The 18,472-nt window shown below is 54.2% G+C and carries 14 protein-coding genes and 1 other annotated feature; of the genes, 1 reads left to right on the forward strand and 13 read right to left on the reverse strand.

Going from position 1 to position 18,472, the window contains the following annotated elements:
• Positions 1-5 precede the first annotated feature (5 nt).
• From hslU to ACE418_RS03750, 10 genes are all read right to left on the reverse strand, one after another.
• Complete coding sequence (gene hslU / locus ACE418_RS03705; protein WP_416449378.1) at positions 6-1,409, reverse strand: ATP-dependent protease ATPase subunit HslU; 1,404 nt, start codon at positions 1,407-1,409, stop codon at positions 6-8.
• A 15-nt stretch (positions 1,410-1,424) separates the two neighbouring features.
• Complete coding sequence (hslV, locus tag ACE418_RS03710; protein WP_036200680.1) at positions 1,425-1,976, reverse strand: ATP-dependent protease subunit HslV; 552 nt, start codon at positions 1,974-1,976, stop codon at positions 1,425-1,427.
• Positions 1,964-3,289: a methylenetetrahydrofolate--tRNA-(uracil(54)-C(5))-methyltransferase (FADH(2)-oxidizing) TrmFO gene (trmFO, locus tag ACE418_RS03715; protein WP_416449379.1), complete on the reverse strand. Its 1,326-nt coding sequence runs from the start codon at positions 3,287-3,289 to the stop codon at positions 1,964-1,966. The genes hslV and trmFO overlap by 13 nt, the downstream gene beginning before the upstream one ends.
• The gene (gene topA, locus ACE418_RS03720; RefSeq protein ID WP_416449380.1) at positions 3,279-5,549 is read right to left on the reverse strand and encodes a type I DNA topoisomerase; all 2,271 of its coding nucleotides are present in this window, start codon (positions 5,547-5,549) and stop codon (positions 3,279-3,281) included. Before topA ends, trmFO begins: the two co-directional genes overlap by 11 nt.
• A gap of 309 nt (positions 5,550-5,858) precedes the next feature.
• Positions 5,859-6,050, reverse strand: a complete 192-nt coding sequence (locus ACE418_RS03725) for a type II toxin-antitoxin system RelB/DinJ family antitoxin (protein WP_416449396.1) — start codon at positions 6,048-6,050, stop codon at positions 5,859-5,861.
• Between the two features lie 291 nt (positions 6,051-6,341).
• Positions 6,342-7,940, reverse strand: coding sequence for a sigma 54-interacting transcriptional regulator (locus tag ACE418_RS03730; protein ID WP_416449381.1), 1,599 nt, complete (start codon positions 7,938-7,940; stop codon positions 6,342-6,344).
• Positions 7,941-8,333: 393 nt separating this feature from the next.
• Complete coding sequence (leuB, locus tag ACE418_RS03735; protein WP_416449382.1) at positions 8,334-9,404, reverse strand: 3-isopropylmalate dehydrogenase; 1,071 nt, start codon at positions 9,402-9,404, stop codon at positions 8,334-8,336.
• 1 nt (position 9,405) lies between these two features.
• The gene (locus ACE418_RS03740) at positions 9,406-9,894 is read right to left on the reverse strand and encodes a 3-isopropylmalate dehydratase small subunit (protein ID WP_020310045.1); all 489 of its coding nucleotides are present in this window, start codon (positions 9,892-9,894) and stop codon (positions 9,406-9,408) included.
• A gap of 2 nt (positions 9,895-9,896) precedes the next feature.
• Positions 9,897-11,156, reverse strand: a complete 1,260-nt coding sequence (leuC, locus tag ACE418_RS03745; RefSeq protein WP_416449383.1) for a 3-isopropylmalate dehydratase large subunit — start codon at positions 11,154-11,156, stop codon at positions 9,897-9,899.
• A gap of 137 nt (positions 11,157-11,293) precedes the next feature.
• The gene (locus tag ACE418_RS03750; protein WP_416449384.1) at positions 11,294-13,036 is read right to left on the reverse strand and encodes a 2-isopropylmalate synthase; all 1,743 of its coding nucleotides are present in this window, start codon (positions 13,034-13,036) and stop codon (positions 11,294-11,296) included.
• Between the two features lie 77 nt (positions 13,037-13,113).
• Positions 13,114-13,361: a binding site (T-box leader), on the reverse strand.
• Between the two features lie 246 nt (positions 13,362-13,607).
• Between ACE418_RS03750 and ACE418_RS03755 the strand changes: the two genes are divergently transcribed.
• Positions 13,608-15,197, forward strand: coding sequence for a DEAD/DEAH box helicase (locus ACE418_RS03755; RefSeq protein ID WP_416449385.1), 1,590 nt, complete (start codon positions 13,608-13,610; stop codon positions 15,195-15,197).
• Between the two features lie 254 nt (positions 15,198-15,451).
• Here the strand turns inward: ACE418_RS03755 and rsmA are convergent, their stop codons facing one another.
• From rsmA to ACE418_RS03770, 3 genes are read right to left on the reverse strand one after another with little or no spacing between them, the layout of a single operon-like run.
• On the reverse strand, positions 15,452-16,303 hold the full coding sequence (gene rsmA / locus ACE418_RS03760) for a 16S rRNA (adenine(1518)-N(6)/adenine(1519)-N(6))-dimethyltransferase RsmA (RefSeq protein ID WP_416449386.1): 852 nt from the start codon (positions 16,301-16,303) through the stop codon (positions 15,452-15,454).
• On the reverse strand, positions 16,304-16,849 hold the full coding sequence (gene rnmV / locus ACE418_RS03765) for a ribonuclease M5 (RefSeq protein ID WP_416449387.1): 546 nt from the start codon (positions 16,847-16,849) through the stop codon (positions 16,304-16,306).
• Entirely contained in the window at positions 16,842-18,092 is a 1,251-nt protein-coding gene (locus ACE418_RS03770; RefSeq protein ID WP_416449397.1) for a methionine gamma-lyase family protein, read from the reverse strand. The genes rnmV and ACE418_RS03770 overlap by 8 nt, the downstream gene beginning before the upstream one ends.
• Positions 18,093-18,472 lie beyond the last annotated feature (380 nt).

The following is an 18,472-nucleotide window of genomic DNA, read 5'->3' on the forward strand; positions in this document are numbered from 1 at the left end:
CTGTGTTACAAAATATAGTGGCTCAAATCGACGTTCTGGACGACATCGTTCAGTTTACTCGATACAAATTCCTTGTTGACGACGACGTGCTTTTCGTCGATATCCGGAGCTTCATAAGCCACATCTTCGAGGATTTTTTCCAAAATCGTGTGCAGCCGGCGGGCCCCGATATTTTCAGTTTCTAAATTGACGCGATAAGCGTATTCGGCAATGGCATCAATTCCATCATCGGTAAATTCCAATGTGACGCCGTCCGTTTCCAGGAGGGCTTTATACTGTTTGACCAGGGACTGGTTCGGTTCTGTCAAAATCCGGCGGAAATCGTCGACCGTAAGGGACTGGAGTTCAACGCGGATTGGGAAACGGCCCTGGAGTTCAGGAATGAGGTCGCTCGGCTTGGAAACGTGGAAAGCCCCGGCAGCAATGAACAGGATGTGGTCGGTTTTGACCGGGCCATACTTGGTATTGACCGTAGCGCCTTCGACGATAGGCAGGATGTCGCGCTGTACGCCTTCACGGGATACGTCAGGCCCGTTAGAACGACCTTTTTCAGCGATCTTATCGAATTCGTCGATGAAGACGATGCCCGATTCTTCCGTTGCTTCAATGGCTTTGTCGACGATGATGTCCATATCCAGGCATTTTTCCAATTCTTCTTCCTTGAAGATGTCCCGGGCCTTGGCGACGGTCATCTTCTTTTTCTTCTTCTTTTTCGGCATGATGCTGCCCAGCATTTCCTGGAAGTTGTTGGTCAGTTCTTCCGTCGAATTGCCCGTCAGGATGCCCTGGAAACCCTGGTTCTGTTCAGCCACTTCGACTTCGATTTCCCGGTCGTCCATCTTATGGGCGCAGATGTCTTCAAACATCTTCTGGCGGCGGTCAGACTTCGGTTCTTCCAGCTGTTTCGGTTCTTCCGTCGTTTCGTCGTCGTCATCGTCGCTGCTGAAGAAGACGTCCATCGGGTTCTTGACCTTTTCCTTGATCGATTTCTTCGGCCAGAAGACCTGGAGGATGCGCTTGTTGGCTTCTTCTTCGGCCTTTTCTTCATAGCGCTGGCTTTCCTGTTCCTGGACCATGCGGATGGCGTTGGCTACGAGGTCGCGGATCATCTGTTCGACGTCGCGGCCAACATAACCGACTTCGGTGTATTTCGTCGCTTCGACTTTGATGAACGGGGCGCCGACGAGCTTGGCCAGGCGGCGGGCGATTTCCGTCTTGCCGACGCCAGTCGGCCCGATGAGCAGGATATTCTTGGGGATGATTTCATCCTGCATGTCTTCGCTCAGGCGTTTGCGGCGCCAGCGGTTGCGCAGGGCGATGGAAACGGATTTCTTGGCTTCGCTCTGGCCGACGATGTATTTATTCAATTCCGCCACAATCTGTTTTGGCGTCAATTCTGTTTTTTCCATAGAAATACCTCTTTCTTAAATTTCTTCGACAATGACATTGTGGTTGGTATAGACGCAGATATCGGCTGCGATGTGCAGGGATTTTTCAGCAATCTCCCGGGCCGACAAGTCTGTATTCTGCATCAGGGCCCGTGCCGAAGCCAGGGCATAGTTGCCGCCGGAACCGATGGCCAGGACGCCGTCGTCCGGTTCGATGACTTCGCCGTTGCCGGAAATGAGCAGGATGCGCTGGCTGTCAGCAACCAGGAGCAGGGCTTCCAGCTTGTGGAGGATCTTGTCGGACCGCCAGTCCTTGGCCAGTTCGACGGCACTGCGGACGAGGTTGCCATTGTGTTCGTTCAATTTTTCTTCAAAATGGTCGAATAAGGTAAAGGCATCGGCAACGGATCCAGCAAAGCCGCTGATGATCTTGCCGTGGTAAAGGCGGCGGACTTTCTGGGCCGTCCCCTTCATGATGACAGCATTGCCCATCGTGACCTGGCCGTCGCCGGCGATGGCCGTCTTGCCGTCACGCTGGACGGCGCATATCGTAGTAGCGTGGAATTCAGTAGACATTAATTCAGACATGGGTAATCCCCCTTCATTTGTTCAATTTCATCGAGTGCCCGCTGTGCCAGCAGGGCATTCTTTTCTTTCTTCTTCATGCGTTTCTTGATGCCCAGCGGTTCCATGAGGCCGAAGTTGATATTCATCGGCTGGAAATGATCATTCGGGCCGCTGGAAATGTATTGGCTCAGGCCGCCCATGGCCGTGCGCCGGGAAAAGGTCAGTCCCTCTTCCCCTTGCAGGAGACGGGCCGCATTGACACCAGCCAAAAGGCCCATGGCAGCCGATTCCAGATAGCCTTCGACGCCGGTCAGCTGGCCGGCAAAGAGCAGGTTCGGCTGTTTGCGCAGCTGCAGCGTCGGCAGGAGCAGTTCCGGCGAATTGATATAAGAATTGCGGTGCATGACGCCGTAGCGGACGAATTCGGCGTGTTCCAGCCCAGGAATCATCGAGAAGACCCGCTTCTGTTCCGGGAACTTGAGATGGGTCTGGAACCCTACGATGTTATACAAGGTCGCACTGCCATTGTCCTGGCGGAGCTGGACGACGGCATACGGCAATTCCCCGGTGCCGGGCAATTCCAGACCGACGGGTTTCATGGGGCCGTAACGCATCGTATCTATACCGCGGCCGGCCATGACTTCGATGGGCATGCAGCCTTCAAAGACGCTGTCGTCCTTTTCAAAGTCGTGGAGTTCGGCACATTCAGCCGTCGTCAGGGCCTGCCAGAAAGCTTCATATTCTTCTTTGGTAAAGGGGCAGTTGAGATAGTCTGCCCCACCCTTGCCGTAGCGGGCGGCGCGGTAGACTTTGGTCATATCCAGGGAGTCGACGGCGACAATAGGCGCTGCGGCGTCGTGGAAATGGAAATAGTCTTCCCCCGTCAGGCGGCGGATGGTATCGGCCAGGGCATCACTCGTGAGCGGGCCGCTGGCGACGATGCATATCTGGTCATCCGGCAGTTCCGTCACTTCTTCGTGGCGGATGGTGACCAGGGGATGATTCTTGAGCTTTTCCGTCACGTACTGGCTGAAGGGGACGCGGTCGACGGCCAGGGCGCCGCCAGCCGGGACGCGGTGCGTATCGGCGGCATCCATGATGAGCGAGCCGAGCCGGCGCATTTCTTCTTTCAAGAGGCCGACGGCATTTTCGATATTCGCTGCCCGCAGGGAGTTGCTGCAGACGAGTTCTGCGAAGTATTCCGTATGATGAGCCGGCGACGATTTGACCGGCCGCATTTCAACGAGTTCTACCGGGACGCCGCGGCGGACGAGCTGCCAGGCAGCTTCCGAACCGGCCAGGCCGGCTCCGATGACTAAGACACTATTCTTCATGCACTACCTCACCTTTTTTATGGTTTTCACACTCTGCATTGCTGCAGAAAATCTTATCCGGACCTTTTTTATAATGTTTGACAATCATAATACTGCCACAAAGGGGACACTTCTTGTCGACAGGCTGGTTCCAGAGGACGAAATCACATTCCGGATACTGGCTGCAGCCGTAGAAGACGCGGCCCCGCTTGGACTTGCGCTTGATGAGCGTCCCCTTGCCACACTTGGGACAGGTAATCCCCAAATCCTCGACGATGGCCTTGGTATTGCGGCATTCCGGGAAATTGGAGCAGGCCAGGAATTTGCCGAAGCGGCCGAATTTATAGACCATCGGCGCGCCGCAGAGCTCGCAGACCTGGCCCGAATCCTGACCGGAAATGGTAACTTTTTCCATCTTTTCTTCGGCTTCGTCCATTTCCGGTTTGAAGACGTCATAGAATTCCTGGAGGACATGGCGGTACGTGTCCTTTCCCTGTTCAATGGCGTCCAGTTCTTCTTCCATGTGGGCCGTGAAGCCAACGTTGATGATCTGGGCGAAATATTTTTTCAATAAATCGACGATGATGACGCCCAGTTCCGTCGGGACGAACTGTTTGTCCTTCTTTTCGACGTAATTGCGGTTCTGTATGGTATCCATGATGGGCGCATACGTACTCGGCCGGCCGATGCCCTTTTCTTCCAGCGTCTTGATCAGGCTGGCTTCGGTATAGCGCGCCGGTGGCTGAGTGAAATGCTGCTGCGGCGTGACGGCCTGGTTGTGGACGACGGTATTGGCCGAAATATGGGGCAGTTCAGCCAAGGTCTTATCCTTCTTGGCGTCTTCGTAGAGTTCCGTAAAGCCTTTGAACAGGACTTTATAGCCCGCAGCCCGCAGTTCGTAGCGGCCGCTGGTGATGATGATGGCCATGTGTTCCGTTTCGACTGATTCCATCTGACTGGCCAGGAAGCGGTTCCAGATGAGCGTATACAGGCGCAGCTGGTCGCGGGACAGGAATTCCGATACCTTATATGGCGTCAGTTCCAGCGACGTCGGACGGATGGCTTCGTGCGCATCCTGACTGGTCTGTTTTGTCTTATAGACGCGGGGCTTGTCGGGGATATATTCTTCGCCGTAGTTGGATGTAATGAATTCTCGTGCGGCCTGGATCATATCGTCGTTAATGCGGACCGAGTCGGTACGCATGTAGGTAATGAGGCCGACGTGGCCCTGATCGCCCATATCGAGGCCTTCATAGAGCTGCTGGGCCAGCATCATCGTCTTCTTGGCACCGAAATTGAGTTTGCTGACACATTCCTGCTGCATCGTCGACGTCGTGAACGGCGGCTGGGGCTGGCGTTTGCGCTTGCGCTTTTCGACTTTCACAATCATATCGGAGTCGTGGTCTTCGCCGCGGCTTTCCCAGGTCAGGTCGTGAGCGATGGCTTCAGCCGCTTCCTGCGTCGGGATTTCAGCCTTCTTGCCGTCGATCTTAGTCAGTTCCGTCGACAGCGTCAGGCCGTCTTCGGTCGTATAGGTCCCGCTGACAGTCCAGTATTCTTCCGGCACGAAAGCCTTGATGGCTTCTTCCCGTTCACAGATGAGGCGGACGGCAACGGACTGGACGCGGCCGGCGCTGAGGCCTTTGCAGACTTTCTTCCACAAAAGGGGGCTCAATTTGTAACCGACAATGCGGTCCAGGACGCGGCGGGCCTGCTGGGCATCGACTTTCTTTAAATCAATCGGTTCCGGGTCCTTGATGGCTTCAAGGATGGCTTTCTTGGTAATTTCGTGGAACATGATGCGGCATTTGTCGTGCGGGTCGATTTCCAGCAAATGGGCCAGATGCCAGGAAATGGCTTCCCCTTCACGGTCCGGGTCCGTTGCCAGAAAGACTTGCTTCGAGCGGATGTATTCATTCTGCAAGTCTTCAATGAGCTTGCGCTTATCCCACATGTTGGTATACGTCGGCACGAAACCTTCTTCGATATTGACGCCGAACTGATTGCGCGGCAGATCCCGCAGGTGGCCGCGGCTGGCCATGACCTTATAGCCGCTGCCCAGGAAGCGTTCGATGGTCTTGGCCTTGGCCGGCGATTCGACGATGACCAGGTTCTTGGCATTCTTCGGAAGCGGGTCCAACTTCTTCAGCGGTTCCTTCTTGGGCAGATTGACCGTACCGTGGATGACGGTCTTCTCGCCATCGCCTTTTTTCTTGCGCCCTCGTTTCTTCTTTTTAGTATCATCAATAATAATCGTGCGTTTAATCGGAAATTCTAACATCTATCTCCATCCTGCCTCTCGCTGTACACGAAATCTGAAAATGTACTTAAACTATTTCTCATCATACACTATTCGCCGCGACCTTTCAAGGTGTGACCTCTTTATATACTATAATAATGTACATAAAAAAGGGCTTGTCGCACGAAGGTTTCTGCCATCATGTGATGCCCCGTTTACTTTATAGTTTGTAGCACAGAGTTTGTAGTTTGCAGAGAAAAGCTTTAAATTTAAACCCATCCGCTAACAACTAACAACTAGCCACTAACAACTTGAAAGGAGCTGTCGCGATGCGACAGCTCCTTTTTCCCCTTATTTCTTCACTTCGTAGTCTTTGGCTTTCGGAGCCGCAGCGATTTCAAAAGGAATCCGTTGTTCCCGGACGGTCGTCTTGATGAACAACATGACCGCCGTGGACATACTCAAGCCTACAGAAGAACAAAACTGTTCAAAATCTTTCTTCAGCTCTGTGTCAATACGAAAACATACACCTGTCTGTGCGATAGTAGGTCACCCCCTTCCGTAGTGAATCGTTCATTAACTTACATGAAATTTATGTGCCAAAACGTTATCTTCTGACAAAGGGCTGTACTATCACACCTCTTTCCATACGCTCATTGTCAACGGAAGATTGGCGTTTCAAAACGGAACAAATTCCGCGACAACCTGTCGTATTTTAGGAATGAAAAAAGGCGCTGTCGCATGAAGACAGCGCCTTTTTGAGTTTTTAGTTTGCAGCAAATGGTAAAAAATTTAAAGCTCTTTCTACAAACTCCATACTTCAAACTTAAAACTTCAATCTTGTTTCCGCTTCTGTTTGAGCCGGTAGACGGTGGAGCGGCTGATGCCCAGTTCTTTGGCGATTTCAACGACGCTCTTGCCGTCATCCCCCAGTTTCTCGATGAGGTCATACGTCATATCCCGGATATTCAAGTCCTTCGGTTTCACGTTCTCTGCTATCAGCGACGGCGGCAGCAGGGGCTGGACATCGGCCAGGGAAATCGCTTCATTCGGGACGATGAGGACCAGCCGTTCGATGACGTTGGACAACTGGCGGACATTGCCCGGCCAGGGCAGGTCCTGGAAATAGTCCAGCACTTCGTCGTGAAACAAGTGATGGCGTTCATAAAGTTTATCAAAATGATAGAGCAGAGAGTGGGAAATGTCAGCAATATCTTCCCGCCGTTCCCGCAGCGGCGGGATCCGTATGGGCAGCACGGCCAGGCGGTAATACAAGTCGAGGCGGAAATGGCCGTCTTTCACCGCCTGTTCCAGGTCCTTATTGGTCGCCGCCAGGACGCGCACGTCTACGGGAATCCCGTTGTGACCGCCAATACGGCGGATGTATTTTTCCTGCAAGACCCGCAGCAGCCGGTTCTGCAGCGTATAAGGCATGTCCCCTACTTCATCGAGGAACAGCGTACCGCCATTGGCCGCTTCGAAGAGGCCTTTCTTGCCGTCCCGGCGGGCTCCGGTGAAAGTCCCGCCAGTATAGCCGAACAATTCACTTTCCAAGAGGCTTTCCGTAATGGACCCACAGTTGATGGCGACAAAGGGCCGATCCTGGCGAGGGCTCAAATTGTGGATAGCCTGCGCCAGCATTTCCTTCCCCGTCCCCGATTCTCCGGTAATGAGGACCGTCGAATCGGTCATGGCATACGTCCGGGCCAGCTGTTTTACGGCCGTCATGACAGGTGAAGTCCCGATGATGTCCTGGAGCTGGTAATGTGCCGTCACGCCGGAAGGGCCGGCAGCAGGCCGCGTCTTCCCCTGCGGATGGCGATGGACGCTCCACAAGGCCTGGAAAAACGCCCGCACCAATCCGCCCCAGCCGGGATGGAGAGGAATCCAGGGCAGGCCCTGTTCATGGGCAGCACTTTCGATGGCCTCTGTCCCGACCAGGGCCTGCACGCCTTCGGCCGCAGCCTGAGAAACGATGTGCTGCAAGACCTTATCGTCCTGATCGGGCGCAATGCCATAAAAAGAAATCGCCCGGCTGTTGAACTGCACGAGGAGGTCCGCATAATAGTCACGCAGCGAAAAAGGGATGATGACACCTAGTTTCGCGTCTTTCGGCGCCTGCCGTATGCTGTTGAGCAAATCGAGGATACTGGGCTGGACGGGAAAGACCTGCAGCTGTGGATAGACGGCCGCGATGTCAGCCGCCAGCGGTTCCCAGGCAATGAGGGCATCGCTGCCAAAGCGAAGGGCTTCCTGTACCCGCTTGCGTGGCTCTGCCGTACTCCCATCTAAAACCAGGACTTGGTCCGGATGAATCTGCTTCGTCGACTGAAGCATGGGCTGTACCTGGTCATACCAGGCTGTCGTCGGAGCAATGATGGAAATCTTTAAATTTCGGTTCAGGTCGCTCCGAAAAAGGTTATCGTCATTCATAGTTACCTCTAGTGCCAAATATAGCACCAAACACGGAATAATAATGTACAATTATGGCTCTTGACCGGACGGAACTACCTCATACAGTACAGGGCTATAGTTTTTCTCAATTCGTATTGCATATTTATACTTTATCTTATAAAAATTAATTATTTTAACACGAAAGGAGTGTAGTTTTATTATATCACATAAACGGCGAAAATATAGCATATTATTTCGCAAAATATGGAAATTTCCGGCTATTATTTCTATTTTTATAGTCAATATCTTGCGCGGATAGGCCAAAGCTATATTAATTATATATACATTAGGTAAAGAAATATTTTCAAAAAAAAGAGTCTTCCCTCTTAGCCGAAGCTAAGACGGAAGACCCGTGAGATAACTAAGATTTATTTATTGGATATAGCTGATGATGACATCGGTCATCGTCTGGGTATCGGCTTTCTTGAAGCCTTCTTTATAGAGATCCGGTGTGCGCCAGCCGGCAGCTAAGGCGGCGTCAACGGCTTTTTCAATCTTGTCGGCCGCTTCGTCTTCATCCAGGGAGTAGCGCAGGAGCATGGCTGCCGAGAGGATAGTAGCGCAGGGGTTGGCAATGCCCTGGCCGGCAATGTCCGGTGCCGAACCGTGGATGGGTTCGTAGAGGCTGGTCATTTCGCCGATGGAAGCCGACGGCATCATGCCGATGGAACCGCCGAGGACAGCGGCTTCATCGCTGAGGATATCGCCGAAGAGGTTGCTGGTGACGATGACGTCGAACTGTTTCGGGTTGAGGGCCAGCTGCATAGCGCAATTGTCGACATAGAAATGATTCAGGGCGACATCGGGATAGGCTTTGGCGATGTCGATGACCGTGCGGCGCCACAAGCGGGACGTAGCCAGGACGTTGGCCTTATCGACGGATGTGACCTTATGGCGGCGCTTCTGGGCAGCCTTCATGGCAAAGGTGCTGATGCGCTGTACTTCAGGGACACTGTAGTTTTCCAAGTCCCATGCGCGTTCGACGCCGTTGTGGATTTCCGATTCGCAGCGGTCGCCGAAGTAGATGCCGCCGACGAGTTCTCGGACGATGAGGACGTCCGTACCGGTGACGATGTCCGGTTTGAGCGGCGAGTATTCGGCCAGGACGGCCGGTACTTTGACCGGGCGCAGGTTGACGTAGAGTCCCAAGGCCTTGCGCAAGCCTAATACGGCCTGTTCCGGACGCAGTTTCGGGTCGACGTTATCCCATTTGTCGCCGCCGACGGCGCCGAAGAGGATGGCATCGGCTTTCTTGGCTGCTTCGATCGTATCTTCCGGCAAGGGCGACCCGCAGAGGTCATAGGCCGTGCCGCCAGCGGGCTTCTTTTCAAAGGTCAGGCCGATGTGGCAGACTTCATCGATTTTCTGTAAGACTTTGACGGCACCAGCCGTGATTTCTTCCCCGATTCCGTCGCCGGGGATGACGACGATATGTTTAGCCATGTTACTTAGACTCCTTTACGTAATTGATCAAGCCGCCCGCTTTGGCGATGTCCTGGATGAACCCTGGCAGCGGCGGGGCCTGAAAGGTATCCCCCGTCGTCTTGTCGACGATTTTCCCCGTATCGAGGTCGATGGAGAGGATATCGCCGGCTTTGATTTTTTCAACATCATCGCCGATTTCCAGGGCCGGCAGGCCGACGTTGATGGCGTTGCGGTAAAAGATGCGGGCGAAGCTGGCCGCAATGACGACGGGAATGCCCGAAGCCTTGATGGCAATCGGCGCATGTTCACGGGACGAGCCGCAGCCAAAGTTGTGGCCGCCGACCATGATGTCCCCGGCCTTTACGTTGCCGGCAAACGTTTCGTCAATGTCGACCATGCAGTGCGTGGCCAATTCTTTCGGGTCGAAACTGTTCAAATAACGAGCCGGGATGATTACGTCTGTGTCGATATTGTCGCCGTAGCGCCATACTTTTCCTTCTAATGTCATGATTAACGGACCTCCTTCGGTGCAGCAATCTTGCCGAGAATTGCACTGGCTGCAGCAACCTGCGGGCCAGCCAGGTAAACTTCGCTGTCGACGTGACCCATGCGGCCGCGGAAATTGCGGTTCGTCGTGGAGACACACTTTTCACCAGCCGTCATGATGCCCATGTAGCCGCCCAGGCAAGGGCCGCAGGTCGGCGTCGAAACGGCACAGCCGGCGGTGATAAAGGTTTCGATGTAGCCGGCCTTCATGGCTTCCATATAGACGTGCTGGCTGCCGGGAATGACGATGCAGCGGACGTCGGGATGGACCTTGTGGCCTTTGAAGATATCGGCTGCGATTTTCAGGTCTTCCAGGCGACCGTTGGTGCAGGAACCGATGACGACCTGGTCGATCTTGATGTCGCCGAAGGTACCGATGACCTTGGTGTTTTCCGGCAGATGCGGGAAAGCGACGACGGGTTTCAATTCGGACAAGTTGATTTCAACGGTCCGGCTGTAATGCGCATCGGCGTCGGCCGTGACGATGTCGTAGCCATCGGGGACGCGGCCCTTTTCATAGGCGATGGTCTGTTCATCGACAGGGAAAATACCGTTCTTGGCACCGGCTTCGATGGCCATGTTGGCGATGGTGAAGCGGTCGGTCATATCCAGGGCAGCGACGCCTTCGCCAGTGAATTCCAGGGACTGGTAGAGGGCGCCGTCGACGCCGATCATGCCGATGAGGGTCAGCATGACGTCTTTGCCCGTAATGTCATCGGGTTTCGTGCCTGTCAGGTGGACGTTGATGGCATCGGGGACCTTGAACCAGGCCTTGCCCGTCGCCATGGCGACGCCTAAGTCCGTCGAGCCGACGCCGGTGGAGAAACCACCGAGAGCGCCATACGTACAGGTATGGGAGTCAGCGCCGATAGTCAACATGCCCGGAGCGACGATGCCCTGTTCCGGCAGGAGGACGTGTTCGATGCCGACGCGGCCGACTTCAAAATAATGCGTAATGCCGTGCTGTTTGGCGAAATCGCGGACGATTTTGGCCAGGCCGGCGGACTTGATGTCTTTGTTCGGCGTGAAATGGTCCGGGACCAGGGAAATCTTGGTCTTATCGAAGACGGGCTTGCCGATCTTGTTGAATTCGGCAATGGCCGGAGGGGCCGTAATATCATTGGCCAAGACCATATCGAGCTTGCATGTAATTAAATCACCCGGTTTCACCGAGTCGACGCCGGCATGTTTTGCCAGGATTTTCTGCGTCATCGTCATACCCATATGTATATACACTCCTTAATATTTCACTAAAATCCAATACAGATAAATGGTTATCAGGCTGCGCCTGATGTGGCCGGCAGGAGCCTGAGGCAAGTGGTTTTAACCATAACGCCACCTCAAACAGCCTGCCTCAGCCATTAGTGTTGGCCCGATGTAGCTTTGAAGGCCGTAATCGTATCCGGCGTGGATTTGAGGGCCCGGAACTTGACGCGCTGGGCCATACCGTCCATGCGGTTGATGGCCGTCATGAAGGCGAAGATAGATGCCGTAATGGTGTCCGTGTCGACGCCGGCACCCCAGGTCGTATGGCCGTCTTTATCGGTCAGGCCGAAGTAAGCGATGCCGCGGGAATCAGAATCGCGGTCCAAATCGTGTTCGCTGTAGACCAGGTTGCTGAATTCGATGCCATAGGCTTTGCAGACGGCGTTGCTGACGGCATTCAACTGGCCATTGCCTGCGCCTTCGAGGACGACTTCTTCGTCGTTGGCACGGACCAGGACTTTGCCGACCCATTTGTCCCCTTTTTTCTTGAGCGAGAAGTCTTCGACTTTCAGCGGCGTATCGGCATTGAGGTAATTCTTCTGGAAGACGTCGTAGATTTCGGCCGGTTTCAGTTCCTGATGCTTGTGGTCCGACACTTCTTTGACGAAATAGCTGAAGTCTTCGCGCATCTTCTTCGGCATGTCGATGCCGTAGTTCTGTTCCATGATGAAGCCTACGCCACCCTTGCCGGACTGGCTGTTGATGCGGATGACATCGGCGTCATACGTACGGCCCACATCATGCGGGTCGATGTACAGGTACGGGCAGGTCCAGTACGGTTCGTCGTTTTCTTCGCGGAAATGCATGCCCTTGGCGATGGCGTCCTGATGAGAACCGGAGAAAGCGGCGAAGACCAGCTGGCCGGCATAGGGCTGACGCGGATGGACATGCATGCGGGTCACTCGTTCGTACGTTTCCACCAGTTTCGGCATGTTCGAGAAATCCAGGCCCGGATCAATGCCTAAGGCATACATGTTCATGCCGATGGTGACGATGTCGGCATTGCCTGTCCGTTCGCCATTGCCAAAGAGCGTCCCTTCGACGCGGTCGGCACCGGCCAGCATGGCCATTTCAGCATCGGCAACGCCCGTGCCGCGGTCATTGTGCGGATGGACCGATAAGATGACGTTATCGCGGTATTTCAAATTCTGCGACATGTAAGCGATCTGCGATGCAAAGACATGCGGCATGGACATCTGTACCGTCGACGGCAGGTTGATGATGGCCTTGCGGTCAGCTGTCGGTTTCCAGACATCGAGGACGGCATTGCAGACTTCCAATGCGTATTCCGGTTCTGTGCCGGTGAAGCTTTCCGGCGAATATTCGAAGCGGTAGTCAGCACCGGCTTCGTCGGTCAGGCGCTGTAACAATTTCGCACCGTCGACGGCGATCTGTTTAATTTCTTCCTTCGATTTGCGGAAGACTTGCTGGCGCTGGGCGAAGGACGTGGAATTGTAGACGTGGACGATGGCGTTCTTGACACCTTTCAAAGCATCGAAGGTCTTGCGGATGATGTGTTCCCGGGCCTGGGTCAGGACCTGGACGGTGACGTCATCGGGGATCATGTCGTGGTCGACTAAGTAGCGCAGGAATTCAAATTCCGTTTCCGACGCAGCCGGGAAGCCGACTTCGATTTCCTTGAAGCCCATACCTACTAAGACTTTATAGAATTCAATCTTTTCTTCAAGGCTCATAGGAATGATGAGGGCCTGGTTGCCATCGCGCAAATCGACGCTGCACCAGACGGGGGCTTTATCAGGATATTCTTTCTGGGCCCAGGACATATCGACGACGGGGGGCATAAAATAACCTTTTTTATAATGTTCTACGTTTTTCATACGGCATCTCTCCTATGATCATGAAATAAATTTAAAATAAATCATTACACAATCAAAATAAAAAAAATCTCCCGCCTCAAAGAGACGAAAGATTATACTTACGCGTTACCACTCTAATTCCTATCCGAAGATAGGCTCTCTACAGGTACGGACAAATCGTCGATACCCTCCTGTCTGTTAACGGCCAGGCCCCGGCTCCACCTACTCCTTTCGTTTCAGCGAGCTGCTTAGAGATGAGTTCTGTTCCGTGCCGCTGCTGCCTCACACCACCCGGCAGCTCTCTGGAAACATTCCGGAACTTACTAGTTCTCTTCAACGCATTTTTTATTTTGGATTGTTTCGTTGATGTGTAGTATGTTATCATACCCTTTTGTAATTTGCAAGTCTTTTTTCAGAACTTTTCCGAATATTTTTAACTTAAACGTGATACTTTATTTAATGAAATGTCGTGAAACAAGGTTTAACGTTTATCTTTACATATAAATATTCTTTTAGGGTGCACCGCTTCTCCTCTATCTTTTTCCCCTTATTAATGCTATAATAAATAAGTTACACAACAAGGAGGAAGTACATGTTAGAACAATTCCAAAATTTAAATATTAGCGAAGTCATTATCCGTGCCCTGAACGAAATGGGTTTTGAAGAACCGACGCCGATTCAGGCGGAATCGATTCCCGTTGCCATGAGTGGCAGTGACATGATTGGCCAGGCCCAGACCGGCACGGGTAAGACCGCAGCCTACGGCATTCCGGTCCTGGAAAAAATCCTGAAAGCTGAACCGTCGAAGGACATCCAGACCGTCGTCCTGTCGCCGACCCGTGAACTGGCCATGCAGGTCGCCGAAGAACTGAATCACCTGGCTCAGTTCACCAACATCCAGGCCCTGCCGATCTACGGCGGCCAGGATATGGAACGCCAGCTGCGCCGCCTGCGCAAATGCCCGCAGATCATCGTCGCTACGCCGGGCCGCCTCATCGACCACATGAAACGCGGTACCATCGACTTGAGCCATATCACGACCATCGTCCTCGACGAAGCCGACGAAATGCTGGACATGGGTTTCATCGACGATATCAACCTCATCATGGCCGCTACGCCGAACACGCGTCAGACCCTGCTCTTCTCGGCTACCATGCCGAAACCGATTCAGCAGCTGGCCGAAACGTTCCTGCACGACCCGCTCATCATCCGCATGAAGGCCAAAGAAGTCACGATGGACCTCATCGAACAGTCGTACATCGAAGTACCGGACCGCCAGAAATTCGATATCCTCTGCCGTCTCCTGGACCTGCAGGAACCGGATCTGGCCATCATCTTCGTACGCACGAAACGCCGCGTCGACGAAGTATCGGAAGCCCTCAAGAAACGCGGCTATTCTGCCGAAGGCATCCATGGCGATCTGACCCAGGCCAAACGCGATACGGTCATCCGTCAGTTCCGTGAAAAGACCATCGACATCCTCGTCGCTACCGACGTCGCCGCCCGCGGCCTCGACATCAGCGGCGTCACCCACGTCTTCAACTACGACCTGCCGCAGGACCCGGAAAGCTATGTCCACCGCGTCGGCCGTACCGGCCGTGCCGGCCAGAGCGGCGAAGCGACGACTTTCGTCATCCCCCGCGAAATGGAACATCTGCGCACGATTGAACGTCTCATCAAACGCCGCATCACCCGCCGCAAGGCACCGACCTTCTCGGAAGCTCTGGAAGGCGCTCAGCAGGCCGCTATCCGCAGCCTGATCACGACGACGGAAGAAGGCAACTTCGGGACGTATAAAGAAAACGCCGAAGAACTCCTGTCCAACTATGACTCGGCCGCCCTGGTAGCCGCTGCCATCAAACTCCTGACCAAAGAACCGGATACGACACCCGTCAAAATCACTGAAGAAGCACCGCTCCGCGTCCATCGCAGCCGCAACAATCGCGGCGACCGCAATAACCGCCGCTACAACCGTAACGACCGCCGTGGCGAACGACGCAATCGCAATAACGACGGCGAAGACAACAACGAACGCCGTGGCGAACGACGCCGCCATTTCGCCCCGAAGAACCGTGACAACAATAACAACCGTGGCAGCTTCCGCAACAACAACCAGCGCCGTGAAAACAAACAACATAAAGAACCGAATCGCTCCGTATTCAAACCTTACTTTAAGGATTGAGAAAAAGGACCTGCCGCATTGCGGCAGGTCCTTTTTTGTAGGGGCGCCACGTGGGGCGCCCGCTTGGTATTTGAAAACACACTCACCGAGCCGGAAAATCCCACATATACCTGGCGGGCTCGCCACGTGCGAGCCCCTACAAATGCCTTTCAGGCCACCTCTCCTATCAGGAGAGGCTCAGCCACGAGCCACTAACCACGAATCACTAGCCACTAGCCACGAATTACCAGCCACGAGCCACTAACCACGAGCCACTAAATTAACTCGCTCCAGGCGTTGGCGATGTCGGCGAATTCCTGGAGGGACAGGGTTTCCCCGCGGCGTTTGCCGTCGATGCCTGTTTTTTCCAGGACCTGGGCAATCTGTTCCTTGCTCATGCCTGTATTTTTCAGGGCGTTGGCAAAGGTCTTGCGGCGCTGCTGGAAGGCGGCTTTGACGACCTGGAAGAAGCGCTTTTCATCGATCAGATCGACAGGCGGCTGCTGGCGGACATCCATGGCGACGACGGCCGATGTGACTTCCGGCGCCGGCATGAAGCATTTCGGTGAGATTTCAAAGAGCATCTGCGGCTGGGTATAGTACTGGACCGATACGGACAGCGCCCCATAAATCTTATGGCCCGGTTCAGCCACCATGCGTTCGGCCACTTCCTTCTGGACCATGACGACGATGCGCTTGATGGGCAGTTTCTGTTCCAGGAGCTTCATGATAATCGGCGTCGTGATATAATACGGCAGATTGGCGCAGACCGTGAAGGGCTGGTGGTTCATGACTTCTTCGATATCGATGCGCAGGATATCGCCGTGGACGACGCGCACATTGTCATAGTGTTCCAGGGTCTTATCGAGAACGGGCAGCAAATGGTCGTCCAGTTCGACCGCCGTGACATCAGCCCCCGTTTCGGCCAGGGCCTGGGTCAGGGTGCCAATGCCTGGCCCGATTTCCAGGACCGGATCGCCTTCATCGAGTTCAGCGGCATCGGCAATGTCGTCGACGACGGCATGCCGGATGAGGAAATTCTGGCCCAGCTTTTTATTCATGCGCAGGCCAAAGCGTTTGACGACGTAACGGACGACGTCGGGATTAGACAAATCGACTTCTTTCACCTATTTCACCTCGCAAATCTGACGGAGTGCAGCGTCCCATTCGTCACGGGTGACGCCATAATGATTCAATCGTTTCAAAAACTGTTTGGCATTGCCGTAACCGATACCCAGGATGGCACCGACTTCAGCCCGCCGGTCGGCCGCATCCGGCGTCCCATTGAGCCCGGCTGCCGTGATATCCTGCATCGAAAACGTATCCTGCGGCTCGTACGTTGCACAGCGGACCTTAGATAAGGCCAGGCGGATAGCTTCCGGCGAAGCCTGTTCGACGCCCAGGTCGTTGTTGGCAATGGCATCTTTCCGGGGAATGAAGGCGTGTTTGGCCTTGGGGAAGCGGTCGGTCAGGAATTTACGGATCTGTTCCCCCGCCCGGTCGGGGTCGGTCAGGATGATGATGCCCCGCTTTTCATAAGCACAGCGGATCTGTTCCAGCGTATGGGGCTTCAAATTGAAGCCATCCGTCGTAATCATATCGACGTCGATATGACTGGCCCGGATGCGGGCAACATCAGACCGGCCTTCGACGACGAGGACTTCCTTAATCATGAGCGGCTCCTTCCCGGTGTTCGGCAATGTACTGGGCTGCACTGAGGATGGCCAGTACATTGTGTTCAAAGACGATGCCGCCTTGGAGATAAATCATGTACGGGTCGCGGATTGGGCCGTCGGCCGACAATTCGATAGACGAACCCTGGACGAAATCACCGGCAGCCATGATGATCTTATCGGCATAGCCCGGCATATCGTCGGGAATGGGCGTGACGTGGGCATCGACAGGCGAGAAGGACTGGATGCCCTGGCAGAAGAGGCACATATTCTGTTCATTTTCCAGGTAGATGGTCTGAATCAAATCGACCCGCGGGTCCTGGACAGCCGGCGATACTTTGAAGCCCATCTTTTCAAAGACAGCGGCTGCAAAGACAGCGCCTTTAATGGCCTGCGCCGTGACGTGGGGTGCCATGAAGAAGCCCTGGAAAAAGAGGCGGTAACCGGCCGCATAAGAGCCGAGTTCGTCGCCCAGGCCCGGAGCTGTCAGGTAATCGGCTGCGGCGTGGACCAGTTCTTCCTTACCGGCAATATAGCCGCCTGTAGGAGCGATGCCGCCGCCGGGATTCTTGATGAGCGAACCGGCGATGATGTCGGCACCGGCTTCAATCGGTTCTTCTTCGGCAGCAAATTCGCCATAACAGTTATCGACGAAGCAAATCGTTTTGGGACTGACTTTCTTGACGACGGAAATAATAGAACGGATATCATCAATCGTCAGGGATGCCCGCGTGCTGTAACCGCGGGAACGCTGGATGAGGACCAGTTTCGGCTGCTTTTCGGCCACGGCGGCTTCAATACCAGCCAAATCATAGGCATTGTCCTTCAAGGGGACTTCTTCATAGCGGACGCCTTTTTCCTTCAAGGAATGGGGCGTTTCATGGGCATAGCCGATGACACCCTGCATCGTATCATAGGGAGCCCCGACGAGGCTCATCATGAGGTCGCCTGTCTGCAGGAGAGCCAGCAGGACCGTCGCCAGCGCATGGGTCCCCGATACAAAATGAGGCCGGACCAGGGCCTTTTCGGCCTTGAAGACGCGGGCAAAAACTTCATCGAGCTTTTCCCGGCCCATATCGCTGTAGCCATAGCCGGAGGTACCGGCAAATTGATACGAAGAAATCTGGGCTTCTTTATAAGCTGCCAGGACTTTCGCCGTATTATGGAGACAAATGGTATCAATGCGTTCAAACTGGTCTGCACATTCAGCCAGCGCTTCTTTTCGTAAATTTTCTAAATCCAGAGACAATGTCATGATTCCTTTCTATAGTGAATATGTAGTTAGGTGTTAGGTGTTAGGGGTTAGGGGTTAGTGGCTAGGAGCTAGGGGCTAGGGGCTAGGGGCTAGGGGTTAGTGGCTCTCCTCATAGGAGAGCTGTCAGCTCTGCTGACTGAGAGGTTGCTTTTCTCCTTACAGCCCGCTGTTTCACAGTTCCCAGGTCGCTGAAGGAAACCTCTCCGCCTTACGGCACCTCCCCTATCAGGGGAGGCTTTTGGCTCTCCTCATAGGAGAGCTGTCTGCTGCGGGCCGCCCTCCGGGACCCCCTACGGAGGTTGCTTTTCCTTACAGTCCGCTGTTTCGCAGTTCCCAGGCCGCTGAAGGAAACTTCTCCGCCTTACGGC

The sequence above is a fragment of the Megasphaera jansseni genome (assembly GCF_047974155.1).
Lineage (GTDB): Bacteria > Bacillota > Negativicutes > Veillonellales > Megasphaeraceae > Megasphaera.